Here is a 21,669-nt window from a genome sequence, read left to right as displayed (position 1 = left end):
AACGCCATGCGCGCGCACTACCCGCGCACGCCGCACCTCCCGTGGTCGCCGGGCGCGTCGCCGGACGACGTGCGGGTCACCGGGCTGGACGGGCTGCGCGGCCGGGAGGTCGTCGTCACCGAGAAGCTCGACGGCGAGAACACCACCCTGTACGCGGACGGCCTGCACGCCCGGTCGGTGGACTCGGCGCACCACCCGTCGCGCTCGTGGGTGAAGGCGCTCCAGGGCCGGATCGCGCCGCACCTCGCGGCGGGCCGCCGGATCTGCGGCGAGAACGTCTACGCGCGCCACTCGCTGGCCTACTCCGGGCTGGAGAGCTGGTTCTACGGCTTCTCGGTGTGGGACGGCGACCGCTGCCTGGGCTGGGACGACACCGCCCGCTTCCTGCGGGGCGTCGGCGTGCCCACTCCCCCGGTGCTGTGGCGCGGCGTCTTCGACGAGCGCGCGCTGCGCCGGCTGAAGGTCGACACCGACCGCCAGGAGGGGTTCGTGGTGCGCGCGGCCGACGGGTTCGACCGCGCCGAGTTCGGGTCGCGGGTGGCCAAGTGGGTGCGCGCGCGGCACGTGCGGACCGGCACGCACTGGATGAACGCCCCCGTCGTGCCCAACGGCCGGGCCGCCCGCTCCGTGCTGTGGGACGTGCGGTCCGGGGGGCCGTTCGCCGTCGCGGACCTGCTGGACGTCGTCGGCCTGGCCGGGGACGCGGCACCCGCCGAGGTGGTCGCCGAGGGCCTGGCCCGGGTCGGTGACGCGCGCCTGGCGGGTGTGCTCGCCGCCGCGCTGCACGGGGCGGGGCGGGGCTTGCTGATGTCGGCGCTGGCGGGCGTGGTCGGCGTCGGGCTCGCCCGGCGGGTCGGCGACCTGGTCGGCCTGCACCGGCGGCCGGCCGACCCGTTCCCGGACGACGCGCGCCGGCCCGGCCTGCTGCGGATGTCGACGGCGGTCGAGCTGGACGTGCTGCACGCGGTGGCGGCGGCCGTGCTGCCGCCCGACGACCACGACGGGCGGGAGCGGGTGGCGTGGTCGGCCCTGCACGCCGAGGAGGTCGGCGGCTGGGACGGGCTGCGCGCGGCGCTGCGCGGCCGGTGCCTGGCCGAGGCTCGGGACGCGAGCATCCGCGCCGGGCGGGTGCTCGGCGCCGCCGAGGCGGAGGCCGCGACGTGGCGGTGGCGGGCCGGCGACCACCCGGCGCTCGTGCAGACCTGCGGCGTCGCGGGCAGCGGCAAGTCGACGTTCGTCGCCGGGCTGCCCGACGTCGACGCGCGGGTGTCGCTGGACGACCTGCGCGAGGAAGCCGGCGACCGCGCCGACCAGCGCGCGAACGCGCGCGTGCTGCGGGAGGGGTTGGACCGGCTGGACGCCGCGCTGCGCGCGCACCGGACCGTGGTGTGGGACGCCACCTCGCTCACCGCCCGGCAGCGGGTGGCCGTGCACGAGGTCGCGCGCCGGCACGACGCGACGCTCACGCACGCCGTGCTGCTGGTGGACGGGCGCGAGGCGGCACGGCGCAACGCGGCGCGGGCGCACCCCGTGCCGGCCCCGGTGCAGGACGCGCAGGCCCGCCGGTTCGACCCGCCCTACCCGTGGCAGGCGCACCGGACCTGGTACGTCGGCGCGGCCGGCGTCATCGCCGACGAGGAGCCGTGATGCGCACCAGCGAGCAGGTCTACCACCAGGTCCGCTGGGACCCGAGGTTCGACCCGGCCCGTTTCGTGCTGGGCCTGCACCAGCGCGGGGCCCGGCCCAAGAGGGTCGCGCTGCCGGCCTTCACGCCCGGCGGCGACGTGCCGTGGCACCGGGTGCTGTTCGTGGAGGCGGACGGCGAGCGGGTGTGGGACCGGGAGACCGGGCTGGACCGGGTCGGCGACTCGACGGCGGGCCGGGTGCGCGCGCCGCGCCTGCTCAGCCCGTCCGCGTTCACCGCGAGCACGCCCCACGCCTGGACCCCGGCGCGCGGCTGGGCACCGCTCGCCGGGCCGGACCGCGCCCGGCCGGGACCGGCGGCGGCCGTGCGGGTGGTGACCTGGAACGTGCTGTGGGACCGGTACGACCGGGAGCTGGTGCACACCGCGCGGCGGCGGCCGTTGCTGCTCGCGGCGCTGGCGGCGGCGGACGCGGACGTGATCGCGCTGCAGGAGGTCGAGCCCGCGCTGCTGGCCCTGCTGCTGGCGCAGCCGTGGGTGCGGGCGGGCTACGCGCTCGACGTGGACCCGGCCGCGCCGGACGTCGACCGCACGGGGGTCGTGGTGCTCAGCCGGCTGCCCGTGCTGGAGGCCGGGCGGCTGCCGCTGGGCGCGCACAAGGCGGTGGCCGCGACCGTCGTGGCGACTGCGTCGGGTCCGCTGGTGGTCGCCGCCACCCACCTGACCAGCGACCACACCGCCAACGGCGCGGCCAAGCGGCGGGCGCAGCTCGCCCGCGTCGGCGAGGCGCTGGCCGGGGTCGACGGCGACGTGGTGCTGGTCGGCGACTTCAACGACGGCACGCGCCGGCCCGCGACCGCGCTCGGAATGCGCGACGCGTGGCTGGAGGCGCGCGAGGACGAGCCGCCGACGTTCGACCCGGTGACCAACCCGCTGGCGGCCGTGTCGTCGCTGACCGGGCGTGCCGCGCGGCTCGACCGGGTGCTGGTGCGCGGCCGGGTGCGCTGCACGGGGGCGGAACTGGTCGGTGACCGACCGGTGGACGGCCTGTTCCCGTCGGACCACTACGGCGTGCTGACCGGGCTGGTGGTGCCGGTCGCCGAGGACTCGCCGGCCGGGGTGCTCGACGTGCCGCCGACGCCGCGCACGGCCGTGGTGTGGCTGCCCGGACCGTGGGAGGAGGTCGAGCGGCTGCGCCGGGAGCACGACCCGCGCGCCGACCGCTGGCCGCCGCACGTCACGCTGCTGCACGGGTTCGTGCCCGAGTCGGAGTTCGAGCGCGCCGCGCCGCTGCTGGCCGGGGCGGTGGCCGGGCTGCCGCCGTTCCCGGTGCGGGTCGAGGGCGTCCGGGAGTTCCGGCCCGACCTGGTGTGGCTCGACCCGGCGGCCGGCGGCGGCCCGTGGACGGCGCTGCACGACGCGCTGCGCCGGCGGTTCCCGGCCACACCCGCGCGCGACGGGTTCACCCCGCACCTCACCGTCGGCCGGTCGCGGCAGGCGGCCGAGCGGATCGGCGCGCGGGACGGCCGGGTGGACGAGGTGGTGGTGCTGTCCCGGCGCGGTGCCGGACCGATGCGGCCCCGGCTGGCCGTCGCGCTCGGCACGGGCGAGGTCCGGTGGTGCGCCGAGGAGCCCGACCCGCCGGGCCCGTCGCTGGACGCGGTGGCCGACCGGGTCGCGCACGCGCTCGCGGAGGCGTTGGGCGACGTGCGCGTGGTCGGTTCGCGCCGGACGGGCTGCGCCCTGCCGGACGGCGACTTGGACCTGGTCGTCATGGCCGCTCCCCCGGTGGCTGGTGCCGCCGTGTCCGATGCCGCTGTGTCCGGTGCGGCAGCGGTCGGGCCGGCGTCCGTGGCGGAGCGGGTGCGGGCGGCGCTGCCGGACGCGACCGGGCTGCGGCCGGTGGTCGGGGCGCGGTCGCCGGGGTGGCGGCTGGACGTCGGCGGGCTGGGCGTCGACCTCGTGCAGGCGGTGGAGGGCGATCCGGTCGCGGCGGCCTCGGTTGGCGACGCCGACGCGCTCCTGGCGGCGGTGGGCGACCGGGCCGGTGCTTTCCAGCGGCTGGCCCGGGAGGTGAAGGCGTGGGCGCGGGCGCGCGGCCTGGACTCCGCGCCGTTCGGCGGCGTACCCGGGCTCGGGTGGGCGGTGCTGGCGGCCCGGACCGCGCTCGACGGCGGTGACCGGCTCGGGGACTTCTTCGGGACGTGGGCCGCGTGGGACTGGCGGGACCCGATCAGCCTCACCGGCCAGGTCGGCCGGACCGGGGCCCCGGTGACGATCATGACGCCCGCCGCGCCGGTCCGGTCGTGCACGGACCAGGTGGGACCGGGCTTCCGCGACCTGCTGACCACCGAGCTGTACCGGGGGTGGGAGATCGCCGAGGCCGGCGGCGAGGGCCTGTCGACCCCGCCGTACCTGCACCGGGCGCACGCGGCGTGGGCCGTCGTGACGACGCCACCGGACCAGGTCGGGCCGGTGCGCGGCCGGCTGCGGGCGCTGCTGACCGCGCTGGAGTCGGCGGGAGCGGCGGACGCACACGCGTGGCCGCGCCCGTTCGAGCGCGACGCGAAGGCCGTGCGGTTCGCCATCGGCCTGGGCCGCCGCCCACCGGACGCGGCGGTGGTGCGCCGCCTGGGCGCGCAGTGGCGCGGCGGCCGGCGCGACGTCGAGGTGACCCGCGCGGAGAACGGCGACGTGCCCACCCTGCGCTGAACCGTCCTGCGCTGCACCTGTCCTGCGCCGAACGGCTGTGCGTCGATCAGACCAGCGGGAGGCGGTGCGGCCGGTCACCGCTCGCCACGTCGGCGGCCGGCCGGTCAGCCGGCACCGGGTCGGCGGTCACCAGGTCGGCGATCGGCGGGCTGACCAGGCTGTGCAGCGGCACCGCGTCGAGTTCGGCCAGGAACGCGTCGTGCGCCCGGCGCAGTGCGCCGCGCAGGCGGCACGCGCCCCGCAGCGGGCACGGCGGGTGTTCGCAGTCGACCACCTCGTCCTGCCCCTCGAACTCGCGGACCACCCGGCCCACCGACCAGGTGAGCGCCTCGGGCGCGATCCGCAGGCCGCCCGTCCGCCCCCGCACGGTCACCAGCAGGCCGAGCCGGGCCAGCCGCTGCACCACCTTGGCCAGGTGGTTGCGCGGCACCGCCATCAGCTCGGCGAGTTCGTCCACAGTGGACAGCCGTTGGCGGGCGGCGGCGACCATCAGCACCCGGAGCGCGATGTCGGTACCCCTGGTCAACCGCATGGGCCGAGGCTACCAAGCAGTCGGTACCGCCCGAGGAACGTCCAAAGGTCCCTGGTTCTAGGTGTTCATCAGCACGGGGACTGAAAAGAGGCATCGCTGATACCTTTTTTATGTCGAGATCGACTCGCAGCGGAAGGCCACCTGCCATGCTCGCCCCAGACTCGGTGCGGATCATCCGCGCCACCGCCGACACCGTCGCCCGCCACGGCGCGGAGATCACCGGCCGGTTCTACCGCCGGCTGCTCACCGCCCACCCGGAACTGCTCGACCTGTTCAACCGGGGCAACCAGGCCACCGGCGTGCAGCGGCAGGCGCTGGCCGCGTCCGTCGCCGCCGTCGCCGGGCACTTCGCCGGCCTCGGACCGGTGCCGCTCACCGCGGTGATCAGCCGGATCGCGCACAAGCACGCGTCGCTCGGCGTCGCGCCCGCCCAGTACCTGGTCGTCGGCCGGCACCTCATGGCCGCCATCCGCGAGGTCCTGGGCGACGCCGCGACGCCCGACGTGATCGCGGCGTGGGACGAGGTCTACTGGCTGTTCGCGTGCCTGCTGGTCGCCGAGGAAGCCCGCCTGTACCAGGGCGCGGGCAACGACTTCGGCCGACCGTTCAGCACCCACGTGGTGACCGGCGTCGAGCGCGAGACGCAGGACGTGCTCAGCCTGCGCCTGCGTCCGGTGGACGGCCCGCCGCCGGTCCACCGGCCGGGCCAGTACGTGAGCGTCGCGGTCACCCTGCCCGACGGCGGCAGGCAGGTCCGCCAGTACACGATCAGCAGCCCGCCGGGCGAGGACGACCTCCGCATCACCGTGAAGCGGCACCGCGCCGCCGACGACCGGCCCGCCGGCGAGGTGTCCCCCCTCCTGCACGGCGTCACGCCCGGCACGCGGCTCGCCGTGAGCCCGCCGTTCGGCGACGCCGTCCTGCCCGCCGACGACCGCCCGCTGCTGCTGGTCGGCGCGGGCGTCGGCACGACACCGGTCGTCGCCACCCTGCTCGACCTGGCCCGACGCGACGACCCGCGCCCGGTGACCGTCGTCCACGCCGACCGCGCACCCGCCGCGCACGCGCTGCGAGCCGACCTGTTCGCGGCGGTGGAGCACCTGCCCACGGCGTCGCTGCTGCTCTGGTACGAGAACGGCCGCCCGACGAGCCTCCCGCCCCGCACCGAGATCGCGGCCGGTCTAATCGACCCGGACCTGATCCCGGTCGAGCCCGGCACCCGGGTCCTGCTGTGCGGTCCGCTGCCGTTCATGCGGATCGTCCGGCGCGCGCTGCTGGATCGCGGCGTGGCGGCGACCGACATCCGCTACGAGGTGTTCGGTCCGGACGCGTGGCTGGGCCGCGAAACCCCGACGCCGACCACCGCCTGACCGCGATCCCCGGCCCGCGCGGCGACGCCCCGTCGCCGGTGGTGCCTCAGCGCCTCGACGTGCCAGGCATCGTCGGGGGCACCACGTCGCCGTCCACGACCTCGACCACGTCGCCGTACCGCCGCTTGAGCAGGTCGACCGCGCGGTCGCCGTCCGGGCTCATGACCTCGACACGACCATGCACGAAGTCCATGCTCGCACTCCGGACGCGAACACCCTGCTCCGACCACTCCTTCGCGGCACCGAGGACCTGGTCGAGCACGGCGCGCAGCTCGACCTCGCTGCGCACGGCGTCCACGAACTCCACCGGGACGCCCGCGAAGATCGTCGTCACGGCCTGGTCGAGCCCGGAGCCGGGTTTGCGGTAGACCAGGATCGCCGGCCCCGCCTTGTTCAGAGCTGTGCCGGCGAACGCTTCGGGTGCCCGCCGCCTGGAGAACTCGGCGATCCGGGTGGCCCGCGCCGACGGGTCGTCCACCGGAGGGGAGTTCCACGCCGACGGGTCGTCGAGCGGTCGGGAGTCGGGGGTCGTGGTGACGTTCGCCGACGTCCCACCGGCCGGGCCGCCCACCGGAGTGCCACACCCGCCCGCCACCACGACGAGCACCCCCACCACCGCTGCGATCCGATGACCTCGCATCGTCCTCCCGCCTCACGCGCGGTCCGGGCGAGGGCGCTCACCTCCACCCGGACCACGACTCAGTTGGTGTTGATGGTCAGGCCGAGTCCGCCCGGGGCGTCGTCGATGTCGATGTGGAACGCCCACCATCCGCACTGGCGACCGCTGGTGTCGAACCCCGTGCACGGACCAAGCGCACTCGGCGAGATCACCGAGATCATCCCCCGGGCCAAGACCTTCGTGGTGTCGGAACCGTTGAGCACGGCGGTCGGCCCGCCGCTGTCACCCTGGCCGGCCGAAGCCGTGTGCTCCTCGTTCTCCGTCCAGAAACCGGGGCCGACCCGGTGGTCGTCGTCGAGCAGGATGTACGCGTTCAGGGCCGTCACGCGCAACGTGGAGGCCCCCGACCACGAACCGGAGGCGAACCCGGGTTGCCGGCCCCCACGACCGGCCGGGCCGAGGTGGTCTCCGCGTCCCAGGGGCCGACGCAGATCGCGGAACCGTACCCGGGTCCCGTCAGCACGGTGGTGTCCAGGTCTGCCCGGCCGCCCTCACTGCGCCCCACGAGCCGGTCCCCGTCCGGGGTGTTCCAGTCCCAGTCCGTCCCGCAGTGCTCGGCGGTGAGGATCGCCTCCTGGCCGTTGTTCTTGCGCACCGGAACGCGGTGGTGACGAACGTCCAGGGAACCGCGCCGGCACCGCGTGCCGACATGAGTGCCCCGTCCACCGGCCGCTTGACCCCGACCTCCCAGACCGGTGAAGCCCTTGGTCGGCGCGGCACCGGCGAGCTCGGCGGCCGCCTGTGCGGCGGTCTCGGTGACCGCCGGTGGCACATCCCCCTTCCACAGCAGCCAAACGGTGTTCCCCGCCACTCGATCAGGCCACCGTTGACAGGGTGCTGCTACCGCCGAACAGACCAAGCGCTGCACCGAGCCCCGCCGCCTCGGCACCGCCCGACGAAACGTGACCAATGCTCCGTTCTGCCAACGGATTCGCGCGGTTCACCGCCCGGCCCGCGCTCCCGCGCTCGGTGCGAACCCGTACGCAGGCGTCCGGAACGGTGCCGAACGTCCGAGGGGTGTGGCATCCTCTTCGTGGGCGCACGACCAGGCACTACCTTCGGTGTACTTCCCTGTAGAGAGGGAGATCTCGTGCGTTCTACCACCAAACCCCTGCGTGTCGCGATCAGATCGCTCGTCCTGGGGCTGCTGTGCTCCGGGCTCGCGGTGGCGACCGGCGGGACCGCGTCGGCCGCTCCGGTCACCGCGGGGTACGACTACCTGTGCGCCCTGCCGACCGGGCAGAGCCTGCCGGTGCGGGCCGACATCACGGCCGGGCTGCCCGACGAGCTGTCGTGGCGCCCCAACAGCGCGGCCTACCTGGACGAGCAGTTCATCGACGTGGACGTGGCGCTCAGCCTCGACCACAAGGCGCTGACCGGCGGCGGAGCGGGGTTGCGCATCGACGGCGACAGCACCGCGACGTTCACCACGACGTTCGAGGGACCGAGCGGGCCGAAGACCGCCGAGGCGAACCTGACCTTCGCGCCCACCCGCGTCGGTCGCGGACCGCTCTCGCTCAAGGCCGCCGGCGGCTTCCCGGCCCTGACCCTGTGGCGCGGAGGTGACCACACCCTCCACCCCGGCGACCTGAGGCTGACCCTGCGCCCGGAACTCGCCAACGGCAGGCCGCTCGGGACGATCACGACCACCTGCACCCGCGCCCCGGGCCAGACCCACGTGCTGGGCACCCTGTTCGTGGAGACCATCATCATGGAACGCCCGAACCGCCCGACCGGCGTGACCATGACAGCCCTGACGCCGACCAGCGCGTCGATCACCTGGCAGACGCAACCGTGGTGGTACCCGGACACCGCCTACGAGGTGTACCTCGACGGCGCGAAGGTCGCGTCCGTGCACGAGAAGTCCACGACCGTCACCGGACTCGACCCCGACACCCAGCACCGCGTGAAGATCGTCACGAGGAGCTACTTCTCCCTCTCGTCAAGCCCTTCCCAGGGCTTGGTCTTCGCCACGCCACCGGCTCGTTAAGGCACCGGCTCGTCAGGACACCGACCGGCACGACAACCGCTGCGCGTCCACCGGCCGCGCAGCGGTTGTCCACGTTCTGCGGAACGGCGTGCTCCATGTCGTTGTGCGGTCACGCCAAGGGGTAGTGCTCGATGTTCACAGTACGGCCGAAGTCGATGGTGTCGTCCTGGCGGTGGGAGCGGTAGTACGCGTGGTAGACACCGTGTGGAGCGCGGAAAGACCCAACGGGGTACGGCTTCTTGTACTCTTCCACGAAGTAGGGTCGCGGTATCGGTTTCCGCGCCGTGATGTACAGATCGGGCGGGGTGAACCCGTCCCACTCGGAGCCCAACTCCGTCAGCTCCGGCGCTCGCAGGTCCAGTTCGCCTTCATCCCGGAGGACGATCACCATCCGAGCCATCAGGTCGGCGGCCCGGTCCTCGTAGGCCACCACCAGTTGGTCGAAGTAGTGGAAGCCGAGTTCGAGGGCACGGGACTCGGTGTAGTCGTCCGTCACCTCGTCGACGTGCACCGAGTCGAAGGCGAACTGCGCGTAGTGCCGTCCCGCGAGCGCCTCGTCAAGCCAAGCACGCATCCGTGGTTCCTCTCCGCGCAGCCGTCGCGCGGTCGCGCCTTGAGATCATCGCCGCATCATCTGCTGTCCGGTCGGGATTGTCAGACGAATTTCCCAGGTCCGACCGTCAGGTGGTCCGAACCGAGCGCGGCAGCGCGGTGGCGGCGAGCGCGGCCCAGAGGACGGCGGAGCCGTTGAGGGTGATCAAGACGGCACCGTGGTCGGGCTCCACCACGTCGGGACGCGGTCCTCAACAGTCTTCACGACGTGCGCGCGTGCTCGCGCACCACGCGTAGTAGCCAGTCGAGGAAGTCCGGGAAGGTCGGGAACAACTCCCGTCCCTTCCCGTGGTGAACGCCGTCCACGATCTCGCCCACCGGCAGCAGGTAGACCGGAGCGCCCTCCACGGCTCCCAGGGCGAACAGCGTGCCGCCGCCGTCGCTGCCGAAGACGACCAGCTCCGCGTCGGTCAGGGCCGGTGCGCGCTTCGGCGAGCGCGGGTCCGACCGGTCCGCCAACACCAGACCCAACGGGTGGATGAAGAATCCGTTGTCCGCGTCGGGCAGCGCCACCTCTCCCACCCTCCGGTGGAACTCCAGCAACACCGGCGGCACGACGGTCGCTGCGGCAGCCAGTTCGCCAGGTCGCGCGGGCTCGCCCAGCGTGGGTTCGCCCGGCGGGTAGCCGAATCGGGCCTGGAAGTCGCGGAGCAGGTCGCCGACCGCCTCCGCCAGAGCCCCCAGCCAGCCGTCGTGGTCGTAGTTCGTCATCGGTGCTTCGCATTCGTGTCAGCGGTCGGGCGTGGTGTGTGCCGTGCTGCGTTGCCAGACCTCGCGCCAGCGGGTAGCGGTCTGGTCGTGAATGCCGAAGCGGCGTGCGTCCAGGCCCGGAGGAGCAACGCCGCAGTCGGGGCAGGGCCGGGGTTTGGTCAGCCTCCGCCCGCACGCGCGGCACGTGGTCGACGGATCGGTGCCGGACTCGGACGCGGCCACCACACGCCGGACCACCACGACCAGCCGCTCCGTGGGGTGTTTCTCGAAGTCGGGGCAGAAAGCCAGAACTCCCGCCCAGCTGTGCCACCGGTCGGCACGGGAAGGTGTCCGCGAACCGGCTGCCTTCTCCCGACGACGACGTGCCGCGTAGTCCGCACCCTTCGGCAACCACACCGCACGGGCCTGCTCCAGCTCGTCCACCGCGCACCGCAGCGACTTCGGGTCGAACGGCCTGCGCTCGGCGACACCGACGACCAAGTGGTGCCAGGTGGCGCGGAAGCCGTACGGAGCGAAGCGCAGCACGCATTCCCGCAGCGCCGGCACCCTGTCCCGCAAGCCGAGGTCATCGTCACGCACCCGCCGGGCAGCGGCGGGGAAGCTCGTCACGACGGAAGTCTAGGACTGGACCGAGACGGGGGCCGGCGTAGCCCGAACGGATGATGTCGGCACTCCCGGAAGCACGCTGAAAGCACGTCCGGAAGCACGTCCGGCGCTGGAGGAAAGGCCGGTCGGGCTGCAACGGCCCCGGGAGTTGAGCGGTGCGTGGGTGTGGCTGCCACTGGGAGCAGCCGCCGTGGTCGGTAGGCTGCTCGTGACAGGAGGAGGGGGTCATGGACGGGGCGTCCAGCCCGGTGCCGCGCACCTTGCCGGAGAAGGTCGACTACCTGATCCGCAACGTGCACCCGCGCGGGCGCAAGCCGTACACGCACCCGGAGATCGCCGAGCGGACCGGGCTGTCCACCGGGCTGCTGTCGGCGTTGCGGTCGGGCAAGAACCAGAACCCCACCAAGGACACCCTGGAACGGCTCGCGCGGTTCTTCGGCGTGCCGGAGGCGTTCTTCTTCGACGAGCAGACCACCGACCAGGTCACCGCGCAGGTCGCGCTGGCGGCGATGCTGCGGGACGCGGGCATCGCCCAGGTCGCCGCCCGGATGGTCGGGCTGTCGCAGGGCAGCCTGGAGGCAGTGCAGGCGATGACCGAGCAGTTGCGCAGGCTGGAGGGCCTGGAGGCGGACGACCGCTGATGTGGTGGTCGAGGCTCCGGGTCCGCCGCCGCTGCCGCCGGGTGGTGGCGCGGCTGGACTTCCCCGACCCCTTCGACCTGGCCGAGCTGTGCCGGCGGGCGGGGCGGGCCCGGGGGCGGCCCATCGAGCTGGTGCCCGCTCCCCTGGCCGCGCTGGGGCTGTCCGGGTTGTGGCTGGCGGCCGAACACCTCGACTACGTCTGGTACGAGCAGAACACCTCGGCACCGCACCGGGAGCACGTCGTCCTGCACGAGCTGGGGCACATCCTGTGCAACCACGGCGGGTCCGGGTCCTCGGACGAGGTGCTGGCCGCGCTGTTCCCCGACCTGGACCCGGAGGTGGTCGGCCGCATGGTGGCCCGTCGCCACGACGCCTACACCAGCGTCGAGGAGTGGGAGGCCGAGGCGTTCGCGCACGAGGTGCGGGCACGTGCCGACCGCGCGTTCCGGTCGCGTGAGGACGACGAGGTCACCGACCGGCTCGGGCGAGCGCTGGGGGACTGAGTCGCGGTGACACCAGCCAACTGGGTCCAGGTGGGGTTGATCGCCGCGTCCGGTCTCGCGTGCGCGTACCGGTTGCGGTCGCTGCGCCGGAACGCCGGGGACCCGACCGCGCGGGCGATCTTCCTCGGCCTGCTGTCGTTGACGCTGGTGTTCCTGATCGGGCTGCCGCAGTTCTACTGGCCGGTGCACCGGTTGCTGGGCGGGACACCGCTGGTTCCCCAACTCCTCCAGCACTGCCTGGCGATGCTCATGGCCTACTACGCCGAGGTGTTCATGGTCCGCGTCGCCTCGGCGCGACCCGACCGGGCGGTGCAATGGCGACGGCGGCTGCTGCTCGTCTTCCTGCTGCTGCTGGGTTTCTGCTACGCGGTGGGACCGCTGCGGCTGGGTCTGCCGATCCTGGCGCCGGAGGGCCACGCCGACGTCTCGATCACGGTGTACGTGCTGGCGTGGCAGAGCTACCTGTGCCTGGTGCTGGTCGACATCGTGCAGCTCTGGTGGCACCGACCCCCGATCACCGGGAAGCACCTGCGGGTCGGCGTCGCCATGATGGCGGCCGGCGCTGCGGTCGCCCTGCTCCAGGTGGCGCACAAGGTCGTCTACCAGGTGACGGTGAACGCGGGCGGGCGGTTGCCGTGGCAGGAGAGCGGGTCCTACGGCGTGCAGGCGGTGCTGCTGGTCCCGGCGACCGTCCTGCTGATGGTCGGCACCACCCTGCCGTCCTGGGGCCCGAGGGCGGCTCGCCGCTGGGTGCGGTTGCGGCGCTACCGGCGGATGGCGCCGCTGGCGCGGGCGGTGCGCGAGGCGTGCCCGGAACTCGCCGGCGACGACCGGCCGCTCCGGTTCCAGGTGCGCTACCAGCAGCGCGTCATCGGCATCCGGGACGCCCTGATCGGCCCGCTGCGCCCGTTCCTGCGGGAGCCGGTGCCCGGTGGTGACGCCCGCGCCGAGGCCCGGGTCATCGCCGAGGCCATCGGGCTCAAGCGCGGGCGCGGCCTGCCGGTCGGCGGAGCGGTCCCCGTGCTGACCGCCGGCGCGGACCTGGACGCCGACGCCGCGTGGCTGGCACGCGTGAGCGACGCCTACCGCCGGCTCGGATCGACGAACTGAGGACGCCACCGAGGCGCAGCGGCCCGTCACGCCTCGGACGACGCACTCCGTAAGGTCGCTCCCATGACCGAGATCGAGCCCGGGATCACTGCGGCACTCGTCCGCGACCTGCTGCGGGACCAGCACCCGGACCTGGCCGGGCTGCCGCTGCGCGAGGTGGAGGGCGGCTGGGGCAACCAGATGTGGCGGCTCGGGGACGAGTTGGCGGTGCGGATCCAGCGCATGGACACCGACCACGACCACCAGCTCAAGGAACGCCGGTGGCTGCCGCTGCTCGCACCGCGCCTGCCGCTGCCGGTCCCCGTCCCGGTGCGGAGCGGTGCGCCTTCCGAGCGCTGCCCCAGGATCTGGACGGTCATGACGTGGGTGCCGGGCCTGCCGCTGGACCGGGGGTCGATCACCCGTGGCGGGCACGCGGCCGACACCCTGGCGGGCTTCCTCCGGGCGCTGCACGTGGCGGCGCCCGCCGACGCACCGGTCGGCACGCTCCGCGCCGCGCACCCGAAGGACTGCGCGGGCGGCTTCGAGCAGTTCTTCGACGCCCTCGACGCCGACGCGCTCGGTTCCGACGCCGCCGACGTCCGGGCCGTCTGGGACGACGCCGTCGCGGCCCCGGCCTGGGAGGGCCCGCCGGTGTGGGTGCACGGCGACCTGCACCCGGCGAACGTCGTCGTCGAGGACGGGACGCTGGCGGGCGTCGTCGACTTCGGCGACCTGTCCGTGGGCGACCCGGCGGTGGACCTTGCGGCGGCCTGGGTGCTGCTGCCGGAGGGCACGGCCGGGCGCTTCTTCACCGCGTACGGGAGCGCCGACGGGGCGACGGTCCGACGTGCCCGGGGGCTGGCCGTGCTGAAGAGCCTGTTCCTGATGGTGATGGGGCAGAACGGGAACCTCGGCCTGCCGGGCGGGAAGCCGGCGTGGGGTCCGGCGGGCCGGACGGCGTTGGACCGGGTCCTGGGCAAGAGCCCGACCCGGTTGCCGGGGTAGGCCGACGACCCGTTCGGACTGTGCCGCCCGGGATCGTCGGCCGGTGCGGCGTGACGCTTTCGGCGCAGGTGCACGGAAAACCGGCGATTTCGACCCGAAGATCCACAATGGGCTCTAGGGTTCGCGGGTGACCAGTGCATCCCCGCTGTCCGACGACTGGCGTCGGCAGCTCACCGGGGCTTTCGAGATCCTGCTCGGCGGCCCCCTGTCCGATCACCCCTCCGACGCGGTGTACGCCACGTACGTGGGCGGGAACGTGTTCTCCGAGTTCGGCTACAACCGGGTCGCCGACTGGGTGCGGCCCTCCGCGCTGAGCGGTGCGGAGCCGGTGGTGCTGGACTGCTCGCTGTTCGACGCGGGCGAGCCGCCGTCGCGGTTCGACGCGGCGAACTCAATCTTCGAGTTCGAGGACGTGGCCGGTGCCGGGCACCCGGCGTTCGCCGCCGACCTGGCCGAGGCGTCGTTCACCCGCAGCCTCGTGCGCGGCGGCGACCTGGCGGTGCTGGTCGAGCGGCACGGCGTCGACCTCGCCGACGAGACGTGGCACCGCCGCTGGTACGTGGCCTACCCGAGGCTCGCCTCGGACGGCACCCTGTGGGACGCGATGCGGGTGGCGCTGACCCTCGGCGACGGACCGGACAGCGTGCTGCCGCTGGAGGCCGACGCGGACGAGGAGTGGGCGGAGCCGCTGGCGGCGGTCGAGGACCCCGGTCTGCGCGCGCACCTCTCCCACTACTGCGGCGACGGCAGCGACGGCCTGCTGTACCTGCGGTCCACCGGGGACGTCCTGGCGGAGGAGGGCTGCTCGGTGGTGGCCAACTGGGAGGAGAGCCAGTCCCAGGTCGAGTTCACCGTCGTCCGGTTGAGCGACCTGGTGGCCGGCCCGGCCCGCCCCGTCCCCGCGCAACTCTGACGACGTGACCCGGCCCGTGCGACCGGCTGGTCGCGCGGGCCGGTGTCGCTGGAGTCTGCGGACGCCGACGCCCGCTGGTTGCTCAGGTCATCGACACCAGGATGCGGCGCGCGCCCGTGTAGGGGCGTCTGCCGTGCAGGGCCAGCATGTTCTCCACGACCAGCACGTCGCCCGGTTGCCAGGGCAGTGCCACCTCGTGCGCGTCCGCCGCCGCGCGCACCGCGTCGAGGTCCGACACCGGGATCGGCCGGCCGTCGCCGTAGGTCGCCGAGTGCGGCAGGTCGGCCTCGTCCTCGACCAGCTCCAGCAGCGCCTCGCGCTCCGCCGGCGGCAGGGACGACGGGTGCCACTGGTCGGCCTGGGTGAACCAGACCTCCTCCCCCGTCTCCGGGTGCACGCGGGTCGCCGGGCGGGTTGCCGCCGTGCGCAGGCCGCCGTCGGCGGTCCACTCGAAGCCGGTGTCGGAGCGGGTCAGGAAGTCTTCCACCTCGGCGCGGTCGTCGGTCTCGAAGGTCTGCTGCCACGACTTGCCCAGGCCGTAGCCGCCGTGCAGGTGCCGCCGGTAGGTCACGCCGCGCTCGGTGAACCGGGCGCGCACGTCCGGGTCCAGCGCGGCCAGCAGCGCGCGGCCGTCGCAGACCGGCGTCTCACCACCGGTCTCGGCCGCCACCAGGCAGCAGAAGAACAGGTAGCGCGGCCACGCGCCGGCGTAGGACAGCTCGTTGTGCAGCGAGATCGCGTACTCCGGCGGGTACTCGGTGGACGTGAACACGCCGTCGGACACCTTGCTGCGCGGGGTGTTCCCGCCCCGGTAGCTGGTCAGCGGGTCGCCGTAGCGGGCGACGACCGCGTGGAACTGCTCGGGCGTGCGCACGTCCAGGCCGCGCAGCAGCACGACTCCCCCGGCGCGCAACGCCTCCTCGACCTCCGCGCGGGACGCGTCCGCGCCCGGCCGTGCCACAGTCGTGGTCTCACCCGGCATGGTCCCCCCTGTCCGGCGCCATCGCGGCAGCCTCCTCCTCGCTCGGCAGATCACGCATCCCGGGGATCACCGAGGTCGCGTACACGACCACCGGCGTCAGCACCCCGATCGAAGCCACCCACACCACGGCCCGCACGCCCACCGCGTCGGCCGCCACGCCGGCGACGAGCGCGCCGACCGGGACCATCGCCAGCGACAGCGCGCGCAGCGTGGCGACCACGCGGCCCTGCAACCCGTCCGGCGTCACGACCTGGCGCAGCGTCGTCTGGACCACCGTGCCGATCTGGGAGAACAGCCCGTAGCCGAACTGCGACACCGCCAACAGCCCGATCACCAGCCACGGCGCCCGCGCCCAGGACGCCGCCGGCACCAGCAGCAGGGCGGTGACCGCGCTGCCGACCGACCACATCACCGTCCGGCCGACGCCGAAGCGCTTCACGGCCCTGATCGACAGCCACGAGCCGACCACCGCGCCCGGCCCGGCGGCGGCGAAGATCGCCGCGACCCAGCCCGCCGGCACGTCCAGCTCCCGCACCAGGTAGAGCACGTACAACGTCTGGAGTGCGCTGTAGAACAGCCAGAACACCGCAGTGGCCACGGTGATCGCGCGCAGCACGGGGTGCCGCAGCACCCAGCGCAGCCCCTCGCCGACGGCCTTGAGGACGTTCGGGCGCTGGTGCGCGGGCGGCGGTGCCGGGTCGGGCTTGCGGATGAGCGCGAGCAGCAGCGCGGACGCCAGGTAGGTCACCGCACTGGCGACCAGCACCAGCGCGGAGGTCACCGCCGTGACCGCCAGGCCCGCCGCGCCGGGACCGGCGAACTGCGCGGCCGACCGGCTCAGCTCCAGCTTCTGGTTGCCCTCGGCGAGCAGCGACCGGCCGGCCAGCGACGGCAGGTAGGCGTGGTAGGCGGTCTCGAACAGCACGCCGAGGACACCCAGGCCCAGCACCACCACCCACAGCACCTCGATCCGCAGCCAGCCGGCCAGGTGCAGCACCGGGACCGAGGCCAGCAGCGCGAACCGGCCGAGGTCGGTCCACACCATCGCCCGCCGCCGGCGCACCCGGTCCACCCAGGCGCCCGCGAGCAGGAACAGCAGGAAGGGCAACTGGGACAGGGCGCTGAGCACGCCCATCTGCGTCGCGGAGGCGTCCAGCAGGATCACCGCGACGAGCGGCAGGACGGTCCGGGCGACCTGCGCGCCGAACACGGCGAGCGTCTGGCCGCCCCACAGCCTGAGGAAGTCGGGGTGCCGCCGCAGCGACCCGGCGGGCTCAGCCATCGGCGCGCTCCGCCGCCACGTCCGCCAGCGGGTCGTCGGGCCGGGCAGCGACCGCCGCGAGCAGCTCGGCGTACTGGTCGGCGAACCGGCGCGCGGTCGGCTCGTCGAACAGCTCCGGCCGGTACTCCAGCGCGCAGGTCAGCCCGTCCGGCCGCCGCCACAGGTAGAGGAGGACGTCGAACTTGGCCGTGCCCAGCCCGAACGGCTCGAACTCCGACCGCACGCCGCCCAGGTCGGCGGGCAGCGCCCGGCGGTCGTCGGCGAGCATGAACATGGTCTGCACCAACGGGGTGGTGCCCGGGTCGCGGCGCGGCGCCAGCTCGTCGACCAGCACCTCGAACGGCACGTCGGCGTTGCTGTACGCCTCGACCGTCGCCTGCCGGACCCGGTGCAGCAGCTCCCGGTAGGACGGTCCGCCGCCGGCGTCCACGCGCAGCACCAGGGTGTTGACGAAGAACCCGATCAGCGGTTCCAGCTCGGGCCGCTGCCGGGTGGTCATGGGCACGCCCACGGCGAGGTCCGCCTGCCCGGTGCGCCGCCGCAGCAGCTCGACGTAGCAGGCGAGGCCGGCCATGAACAGCGTCGCGCCCTCCGCCGCGCCGATCGCCCGCAGCGCTTCCACCACGTCGGCCGGCACGTCGAACCGCAGGTGCGCGCCGCTGGTGCCGATCCGCGCCGGCCGGGGCCGGTCGGTCGGCAGGTCGAGCCGGCCGGGCAGCCCGGCCAGGCGCCGCCGCCAGTGCGCGAGCTGGGCGTCGGCCGCGCCGCCGGACACCGCCGCGCGCTGCCACGCCGCGAAGTCCGCGTACCGGACGGGCAGGTCGGGCAGGACGGGCGGGCGGCCGTCGCGCAGCGCCGGGTACAGCTCGGCCAGCTCGGCGGTCAGCACCTCGACCGACGGGCCGTCGAAGACCGCGTGGTGCACGGTCAGCAGCAGCGAGTGGTCCTCGGGCGCCAGCCGCACCAGCAGGGCCCGCAGCGGCGGCCGGGTGCCGAGGTCGAACGGCAGCGCGCCGTGCTCGTCCAGCAGCGCCCGGCGCTCTTCCTCCCGTTCGACGGGGTCGAGGCCGCTCAGGTCGGCGGTGTCGAACGGGAAGTCCGGGTCGGGGTCCACGACGCGGGTCAGGCCGGTGGGCCCGGCGGTGAACCGGGTCCGCAGGACGTCGTGCCGCCGGGCGATCTCGCGCAGGGCCCGCTCCAGCGCGCCGGCGTCCAGCGGGCCGGACAGCCGGCGCAGGTACTGGACGTGGTGCGCGGTGGAGCCGGGGGTGAGCTGGTCGGTGAACCACAGGCGCTGCTCGCCGTAGGAGGCCGGTTCGGGTTCGCCCGGCGGCACGGGGGTGATCGGCGGCAGCTCGCCGGTCCGCAGCCGGCCCGCCAGTTCGGCGGCCAGGGCGGCGACGGTGGGCCGCGCGAACACCACGGGCAGCGGCAGGGTCACCCCGAACGCCCGGCGCATCCGGGTGATCAGCCGGATGACCAGCAGCGAGTGGCCGCCGACCGCCAGGAAGTCGTCGGTGCGCCGGACGTGCTCGCGGCCCAGCAGGGTGCCGAACAGCCCGGCCACGACCTCTTCGAACTCGCCGACCGGCTCGTCGCCGACCGGCTGCGGCGGGGGCGGCGCGGCCCGCCCGATCCGGGCCAGCTCCGCGCGGTCCAGCTTGCCGTGCGGGGTCAGCGGCAGCGCGTCGAGCACGGTGAACGCGGTCGGCACCATCACGTCGGGCAGCAGGCGGGCGGCGTGCGCGCGCACGGACTCCGGGTCGAGCTCCCGGCCCGCGAGCGGGACGAGGTGCGCGGTCAGCTCGGGTGAGGCGGTGACCGCGCAGTCCGCCACGTCGGGGTGGCCGGCCAGCACGTGCCGCACCTCGCCCGGCTCGACCCGGTGGCCCCGGACCTTGACCTGGTCGTCGGACCGGCCGAGGAACTCGATCGCGCCGCCGCGCAGCCGGCGCACCCGGTCGCCGGTCCGGTACAGCCGGGCACCCGGCCGGCCGGAGAACGGGTCGGGCACGAACTTCTCGGCGGTCGGGCCGGGCCGGCCGAGGTAACCCCGGGCGACCGTCGCGCCGCCGACGCACAGCTCCCCGACGACGCCGTCGGGCACCGGCTCGCCCCGCGCGTCCAGCACGTGCGCCTCGGCGTGGGCCATCGGCCAGCCCAGCGGGGTGGACGAGCCGAGGGGGCTCGCGTCCCGGTCGGCGGGCAGCGCCAGCACGCCGCACGTGGTCTCGGTCGGCCCGTAGTGGTTGACCACCGGCACGGCCTCGCGCAGCTCCCGCACCTGCTGCACCGAGGACGCCTCACCGCCGAGGACGAGCGCGCGGCGCGGGCGGACCTCGGTGGCGTCCAGGGCCGCGAGGTGCGACGGGGTGATCTTGAGGTAGTCGACGGACTCGCGCCGCAGGTGCTCGCCCAGCCACGCCGAGTCGGTGGCGCGGTCGCGCCCCACCAGGTGCAGGGTGCCGCCCGCGCACAGCGCGCCGAAGAACGCCGTGACGGCGAAGTCGTAGGTCAGCGGCTGGAGCGAGGTCCACACCGGGTGCGGCGGCGGCCGGAGCAGGGCGGCGAGCCCGTCGAGGTAGGCGGCGAGGTTGCCGTGCGTCACGCCGACCGCCTTCGGCCGGCCGGTCGACCCGGAGGTGTGCACCAGGTAGGCCAGCGACTCCGGCCGGATCACCACCGCCTGCGGCGCCGCGACCTCCCCGTCCAGGACGAGCACCGGCACGTCGGCGTCGACCGGTCCCCCGGCGACGACGGCGACGGCGCCCGCGTCGGCCAGCAGCGCCTGCCGCCGCTGGGGCGGGTGCCCGGTGTCCAGCGCCAGGTACGGGCGGCCGGAGGCGAGCACGCCGAGGACCGCGACGGCCAGGTCGACGGTGTTGTCGAGCAGCACCGCGACCGGGCCGGGCCCGAGCGCGGACAGCCGCAGCGCCAGCCGGATCGCGCGCCCGCGCAGGCCGGCGTAGGTGAGCCGGCCGCCTGCCGAGTCGCACACCGCGACCGCGTCGGGCCACCGGTCGGCGGCCCGCGCGAAGCGGGCCGGCGCGGACGTGGTCGGGTCCACCGGGGCGGGGTGTGGCGGCGGGCCGGGCCGCTCGTGGTCGAGCAGCAGCGGCAGCCGGTCCAGCGGCAGGTCCGGGTCGGCGAGCGCGGCGCGCAGCAGCCGGGTGAACCGGTCGGCGGTGGCCCGCGCGGTCGACTCGTCGAACAGGTCCGCGCTGTACTCCAGCCGGCCGCGCAGCCGCCCGGTCGCGTCCTCGGCGAGGTCCAGGACGAGGTCGACCTTGGCGGTGCCGTTGCCGGTCTGCGGGCTGCCGGTGCCCGGCACCAGGTTGAGCACCACCTGGTAGAGCGGGGGCCGCGCGGCGTCGCGGTCGGGGGCCAGCTCCTCCACGAGCCGGTCGAACGGCACCTCGGCGTGGTCGACCGCGTCGCGGACCGCCTCGGTGCAGCGCCCCACCAGCGCGCGGAACGCCGGCGGCCCGGCGCAATCCACCCGCAGCACCAGCGTGTTGACGAACATGCCGATGACCGGTTCCAGCTCGGGCAGCTGCCGCCCGGCGACCGGGCACGCCACCACGACGTCGTCCTGGCCGGACAGCCGGTGCAGCACCGCGACGAACCCCGCGAGCAGCACCGCGTACGCCGTGGTGCCCTCGGCGGCGGCCAGCCGCTTGACCTCCCGGTGGTGCTCGACGGCCAGGTCGAGCCACACCTCGCCACCCCGGTGGCCGGGGCGCGGCGGGCGCGGGCGGTCGGTGGGCAGCCCGATCTCCGGCGGCAGGTCGGCCAGCCGCCGCCGCCAGTGCGCGAGCTGCCCGTCCAGCTCGCCGGACGCCACCTGGTCGCGCTGCCACGCCGCGAAGTCCGCGTACTGGACCTCCAGCTCGGGCAGCCGCGCCGCCCGGCCCCGCAGGCACGCCCGGTACAGCTCGGTCAGGTCGCCGATCAGCACGCCCACCGACCGGGCGTCGAACACCGCGTGGTGCACCACGAAGCCGAGCACCCAGCGGTCCTCGGGCAGCCGGATCAGCCGGGCCCGCCACAGCGGGGCGGCGGACGGGTCGAGCGGGCGGGCGCCGTCCCCGGCCACCAGCGCGCCGACCTCGTCCGGTGCCGCGTCGGTGACCGGCAGTCCGATCGGCACGCGGCGGTGCACGACCTGCCGGAGGCCGCCGTCGCGCTCGCCCAGCGAGGTGCGCAGCGCCTCGTGCCGCTCGACCAACCGCCCGAAGGACTCCCGGAACACCTCGACGTCCAGCGCCCGGGGCAGCGTCACCGGGAACGCGATGTTGTAGACCCCGAGGTCGGGTGCGAGCTGGGAGACGAACCACAGCCGCTCCTGGGCGAACGACGCCGGGAACAGCTGGGCCTCCGACCGGTCGGCCACGAC

19 protein-coding genes are annotated in these 21,669 nt (G+C 74.8%); 9 read left to right on the top strand and 10 right to left on the bottom strand.

Going from position 1 to position 21,669, the window contains the following annotated elements:
• Positions 1 to 6 precede the first annotated feature (6 nt).
• Complete coding sequence (locus tag AB0I60_RS19100) at positions 7 to 1,647, top strand: RNA ligase family protein (protein WP_360731531.1); 1,641 nt, start codon at positions 7 to 9, stop codon at positions 1,645 to 1,647.
• On the top strand, positions 1,647 to 4,355 hold the full coding sequence (locus tag AB0I60_RS19095) for an RNA repair domain-containing protein (RefSeq protein ID WP_360731529.1): 2,709 nt from the start codon (positions 1,647 to 1,649) through the stop codon (positions 4,353 to 4,355). Before AB0I60_RS19100 ends, AB0I60_RS19095 begins: the two co-directional genes overlap by 1 nt.
• Positions 4,356 to 4,401: 46 nt before the next feature.
• Here AB0I60_RS19095 and AB0I60_RS19090 read toward each other — a convergent pair whose 3' ends face one another.
• Positions 4,402 to 4,887: an Rrf2 family transcriptional regulator gene (locus tag AB0I60_RS19090; protein ID WP_360731527.1), complete on the bottom strand. Its 486-nt coding sequence runs from the start codon at positions 4,885 to 4,887 to the stop codon at positions 4,402 to 4,404.
• A 146-nt stretch (positions 4,888 to 5,033) separates the two neighbouring features.
• On the opposite strand from AB0I60_RS19090, the gene AB0I60_RS19085 reads away from it, so the two are divergent.
• Positions 5,034 to 6,257: a globin domain-containing protein gene (locus AB0I60_RS19085; RefSeq protein ID WP_360731525.1), complete on the top strand. Its 1,224-nt coding sequence runs from the start codon at positions 5,034 to 5,036 to the stop codon at positions 6,255 to 6,257.
• A gap of 46 nt (positions 6,258 to 6,303) precedes the next feature.
• Here the strand turns inward: AB0I60_RS19085 and AB0I60_RS19080 are convergent, their stop codons facing one another.
• The 3 genes from AB0I60_RS19080 to AB0I60_RS19070 form a co-directional block, all read right to left on the bottom strand.
• The gene (locus tag AB0I60_RS19080; RefSeq protein WP_360731523.1) at positions 6,304 to 6,873 is read right to left on the bottom strand and encodes a hypothetical protein; all 570 of its coding nucleotides are present in this window, start codon (positions 6,871 to 6,873) and stop codon (positions 6,304 to 6,306) included.
• Positions 6,874 to 6,956: 83 nt separating this feature from the next.
• Positions 6,957 to 7,262 carry a hypothetical protein gene (locus AB0I60_RS19075; protein WP_360731521.1) on the bottom strand — a complete coding sequence of 102 codons (306 nt, stop codon included), beginning with the start codon at positions 7,260 to 7,262 and terminating at the stop codon, positions 6,957 to 6,959.
• Positions 7,259 to 7,531, bottom strand: a complete 273-nt coding sequence (locus AB0I60_RS19070) for a hypothetical protein (protein WP_360731520.1) — start codon at positions 7,529 to 7,531, stop codon at positions 7,259 to 7,261. Before AB0I60_RS19070 ends, AB0I60_RS19075 begins: the two co-directional genes overlap by 4 nt.
• A gap of 495 nt (positions 7,532 to 8,026) precedes the next feature.
• Here AB0I60_RS19070 and AB0I60_RS19065 point away from each other — a divergent pair, with 495 nt between their 5' ends.
• Entirely contained in the window at positions 8,027 to 8,926 is a 900-nt protein-coding gene (locus AB0I60_RS19065; RefSeq protein WP_360731519.1) for a fibronectin type III domain-containing protein, read from the top strand.
• 109 nt (positions 8,927 to 9,035) lie between these two features.
• Here the strand turns inward: AB0I60_RS19065 and AB0I60_RS19060 are convergent, their stop codons facing one another.
• The 3 genes from AB0I60_RS19060 to AB0I60_RS19050 all read right to left on the bottom strand — a co-directional run bounded on the left by AB0I60_RS19060 (position 9,036) and on the right by AB0I60_RS19050 (position 10,858).
• Positions 9,036 to 9,500 carry a hypothetical protein gene (locus AB0I60_RS19060; protein WP_360731518.1) on the bottom strand — a complete coding sequence of 155 codons (465 nt, stop codon included), beginning with the start codon at positions 9,498 to 9,500 and terminating at the stop codon, positions 9,036 to 9,038.
• Positions 9,501 to 9,739: 239 nt separating this feature from the next.
• Positions 9,740 to 10,249: a hypothetical protein gene (locus AB0I60_RS19055; RefSeq protein WP_360731516.1), complete on the bottom strand. Its 510-nt coding sequence runs from the start codon at positions 10,247 to 10,249 to the stop codon at positions 9,740 to 9,742.
• Positions 10,250 to 10,267: 18 nt separating this feature from the next.
• Positions 10,268 to 10,858, bottom strand: coding sequence for a hypothetical protein (locus AB0I60_RS19050; protein ID WP_360731515.1), 591 nt, complete (start codon positions 10,856 to 10,858; stop codon positions 10,268 to 10,270).
• Positions 10,859 to 11,082: 224 nt separating this feature from the next.
• On the opposite strand from AB0I60_RS19050, the gene AB0I60_RS19045 reads away from it, so the two are divergent.
• From AB0I60_RS19045 to AB0I60_RS19025, 5 genes are all read left to right on the top strand, one after another.
• On the top strand, positions 11,083 to 11,496 hold the full coding sequence (locus AB0I60_RS19045) for a helix-turn-helix domain-containing protein (RefSeq protein WP_360731513.1): 414 nt from the start codon (positions 11,083 to 11,085) through the stop codon (positions 11,494 to 11,496).
• Positions 11,496 to 11,999, top strand: coding sequence for a hypothetical protein (locus tag AB0I60_RS19040; RefSeq protein WP_360731511.1), 504 nt, complete (start codon positions 11,496 to 11,498; stop codon positions 11,997 to 11,999). Before AB0I60_RS19045 ends, AB0I60_RS19040 begins: the two co-directional genes overlap by 1 nt.
• A gap of 6 nt (positions 12,000 to 12,005) precedes the next feature.
• Positions 12,006 to 13,109 carry an MAB_1171c family putative transporter gene (locus AB0I60_RS19035; RefSeq protein WP_360731509.1) on the top strand — a complete coding sequence of 368 codons (1,104 nt, stop codon included), beginning with the start codon at positions 12,006 to 12,008 and terminating at the stop codon, positions 13,107 to 13,109.
• Positions 13,110 to 13,172: 63 nt separating this feature from the next.
• The gene (locus tag AB0I60_RS19030; RefSeq protein ID WP_360731507.1) at positions 13,173 to 14,096 is read left to right on the top strand and encodes a phosphotransferase; all 924 of its coding nucleotides are present in this window, start codon (positions 13,173 to 13,175) and stop codon (positions 14,094 to 14,096) included.
• 127 nt (positions 14,097 to 14,223) lie between these two features.
• A complete protein-coding gene (locus AB0I60_RS19025; protein ID WP_360731505.1) occupies positions 14,224 to 15,009 on the top strand; it encodes a hypothetical protein in 786 nt (261 codons plus the stop codon).
• An 82-nt stretch (positions 15,010 to 15,091) separates the two neighbouring features.
• Here AB0I60_RS19025 and AB0I60_RS19020 read toward each other — a convergent pair whose 3' ends face one another.
• Genes AB0I60_RS19020 through AB0I60_RS19010 form a run of 3 tightly spaced genes read right to left on the bottom strand, consistent with a single transcriptional unit; the run spans position 15,092 to position 21,666 of the window.
• Entirely contained in the window at positions 15,092 to 15,991 is a 900-nt protein-coding gene (locus AB0I60_RS19020; RefSeq protein WP_360731504.1) for a TauD/TfdA family dioxygenase, read from the bottom strand.
• Positions 15,981 to 17,273 carry an MFS transporter gene (locus AB0I60_RS19015; protein WP_360731502.1) on the bottom strand — a complete coding sequence of 431 codons (1,293 nt, stop codon included), beginning with the start codon at positions 17,271 to 17,273 and terminating at the stop codon, positions 15,981 to 15,983. The genes AB0I60_RS19020 and AB0I60_RS19015 overlap by 11 nt, the downstream gene beginning before the upstream one ends.
• Positions 17,266 to 21,666 (bottom strand): amino acid adenylation domain-containing protein, encoded by a 4,401-nt coding sequence (locus AB0I60_RS19010; protein ID WP_360731500.1) that lies wholly within the window; start codon positions 21,664 to 21,666, stop codon positions 17,266 to 17,268. Before AB0I60_RS19010 ends, AB0I60_RS19015 begins: the two co-directional genes overlap by 8 nt.
• Positions 21,667 to 21,669: the final 3 nt, after the last annotated feature.

It is taken from the genome of Actinosynnema sp. NPDC050436, assembly GCF_040655415.1.
In the GTDB taxonomy this organism is placed as follows: domain Bacteria; phylum Actinomycetota; class Actinomycetes; order Mycobacteriales; family Pseudonocardiaceae; genus Actinosynnema.
This window is presented reverse-complemented; position numbering and strand designations above follow the sequence as displayed.

Excerpts from the sequence above, each read along its gene's own strand:
- AB0I60_RS19100 (WP_360731531.1), top strand. The coding sequence starts at position 7 with ATGCGCGCGCACTACCCGCGCACGCCGCACCTCCCGTGGTCGCCGGGC.
- AB0I60_RS19095 (WP_360731529.1), top strand. The coding sequence starts at position 1,647 with ATGCGCACCAGCGAGCAGGTCTACCACCAGGTCCGCTGGGACCCGAGG.
- AB0I60_RS19090 (WP_360731527.1), bottom strand. The coding sequence starts at position 4,887 with ATGCGGTTGACCAGGGGTACCGACATCGCGCTCCGGGTGCTGATGGTC.
- AB0I60_RS19085 (WP_360731525.1), top strand. The coding sequence starts at position 5,034 with ATGCTCGCCCCAGACTCGGTGCGGATCATCCGCGCCACCGCCGACACC.
- AB0I60_RS19060 (WP_360731518.1), bottom strand. The coding sequence starts at position 9,500 with ATGCGTGCTTGGCTTGACGAGGCGCTCGCGGGACGGCACTACGCGCAG.
- AB0I60_RS19055 (WP_360731516.1), bottom strand. The coding sequence starts at position 10,249 with ATGACGAACTACGACCACGACGGCTGGCTGGGGGCTCTGGCGGAGGCG.
- AB0I60_RS19045 (WP_360731513.1), top strand. The coding sequence starts at position 11,083 with ATGGACGGGGCGTCCAGCCCGGTGCCGCGCACCTTGCCGGAGAAGGTC.
- AB0I60_RS19040 (WP_360731511.1), top strand. The coding sequence starts at position 11,496 with ATGTGGTGGTCGAGGCTCCGGGTCCGCCGCCGCTGCCGCCGGGTGGTG.
- AB0I60_RS19030 (WP_360731507.1), top strand. The coding sequence starts at position 13,173 with ATGACCGAGATCGAGCCCGGGATCACTGCGGCACTCGTCCGCGACCTG.
- AB0I60_RS19020 (WP_360731504.1), bottom strand. The coding sequence starts at position 15,991 with ATGCCGGGTGAGACCACGACTGTGGCACGGCCGGGCGCGGACGCGTCC.
- AB0I60_RS19015 (WP_360731502.1), bottom strand. The coding sequence starts at position 17,273 with ATGGCTGAGCCCGCCGGGTCGCTGCGGCGGCACCCCGACTTCCTCAGG.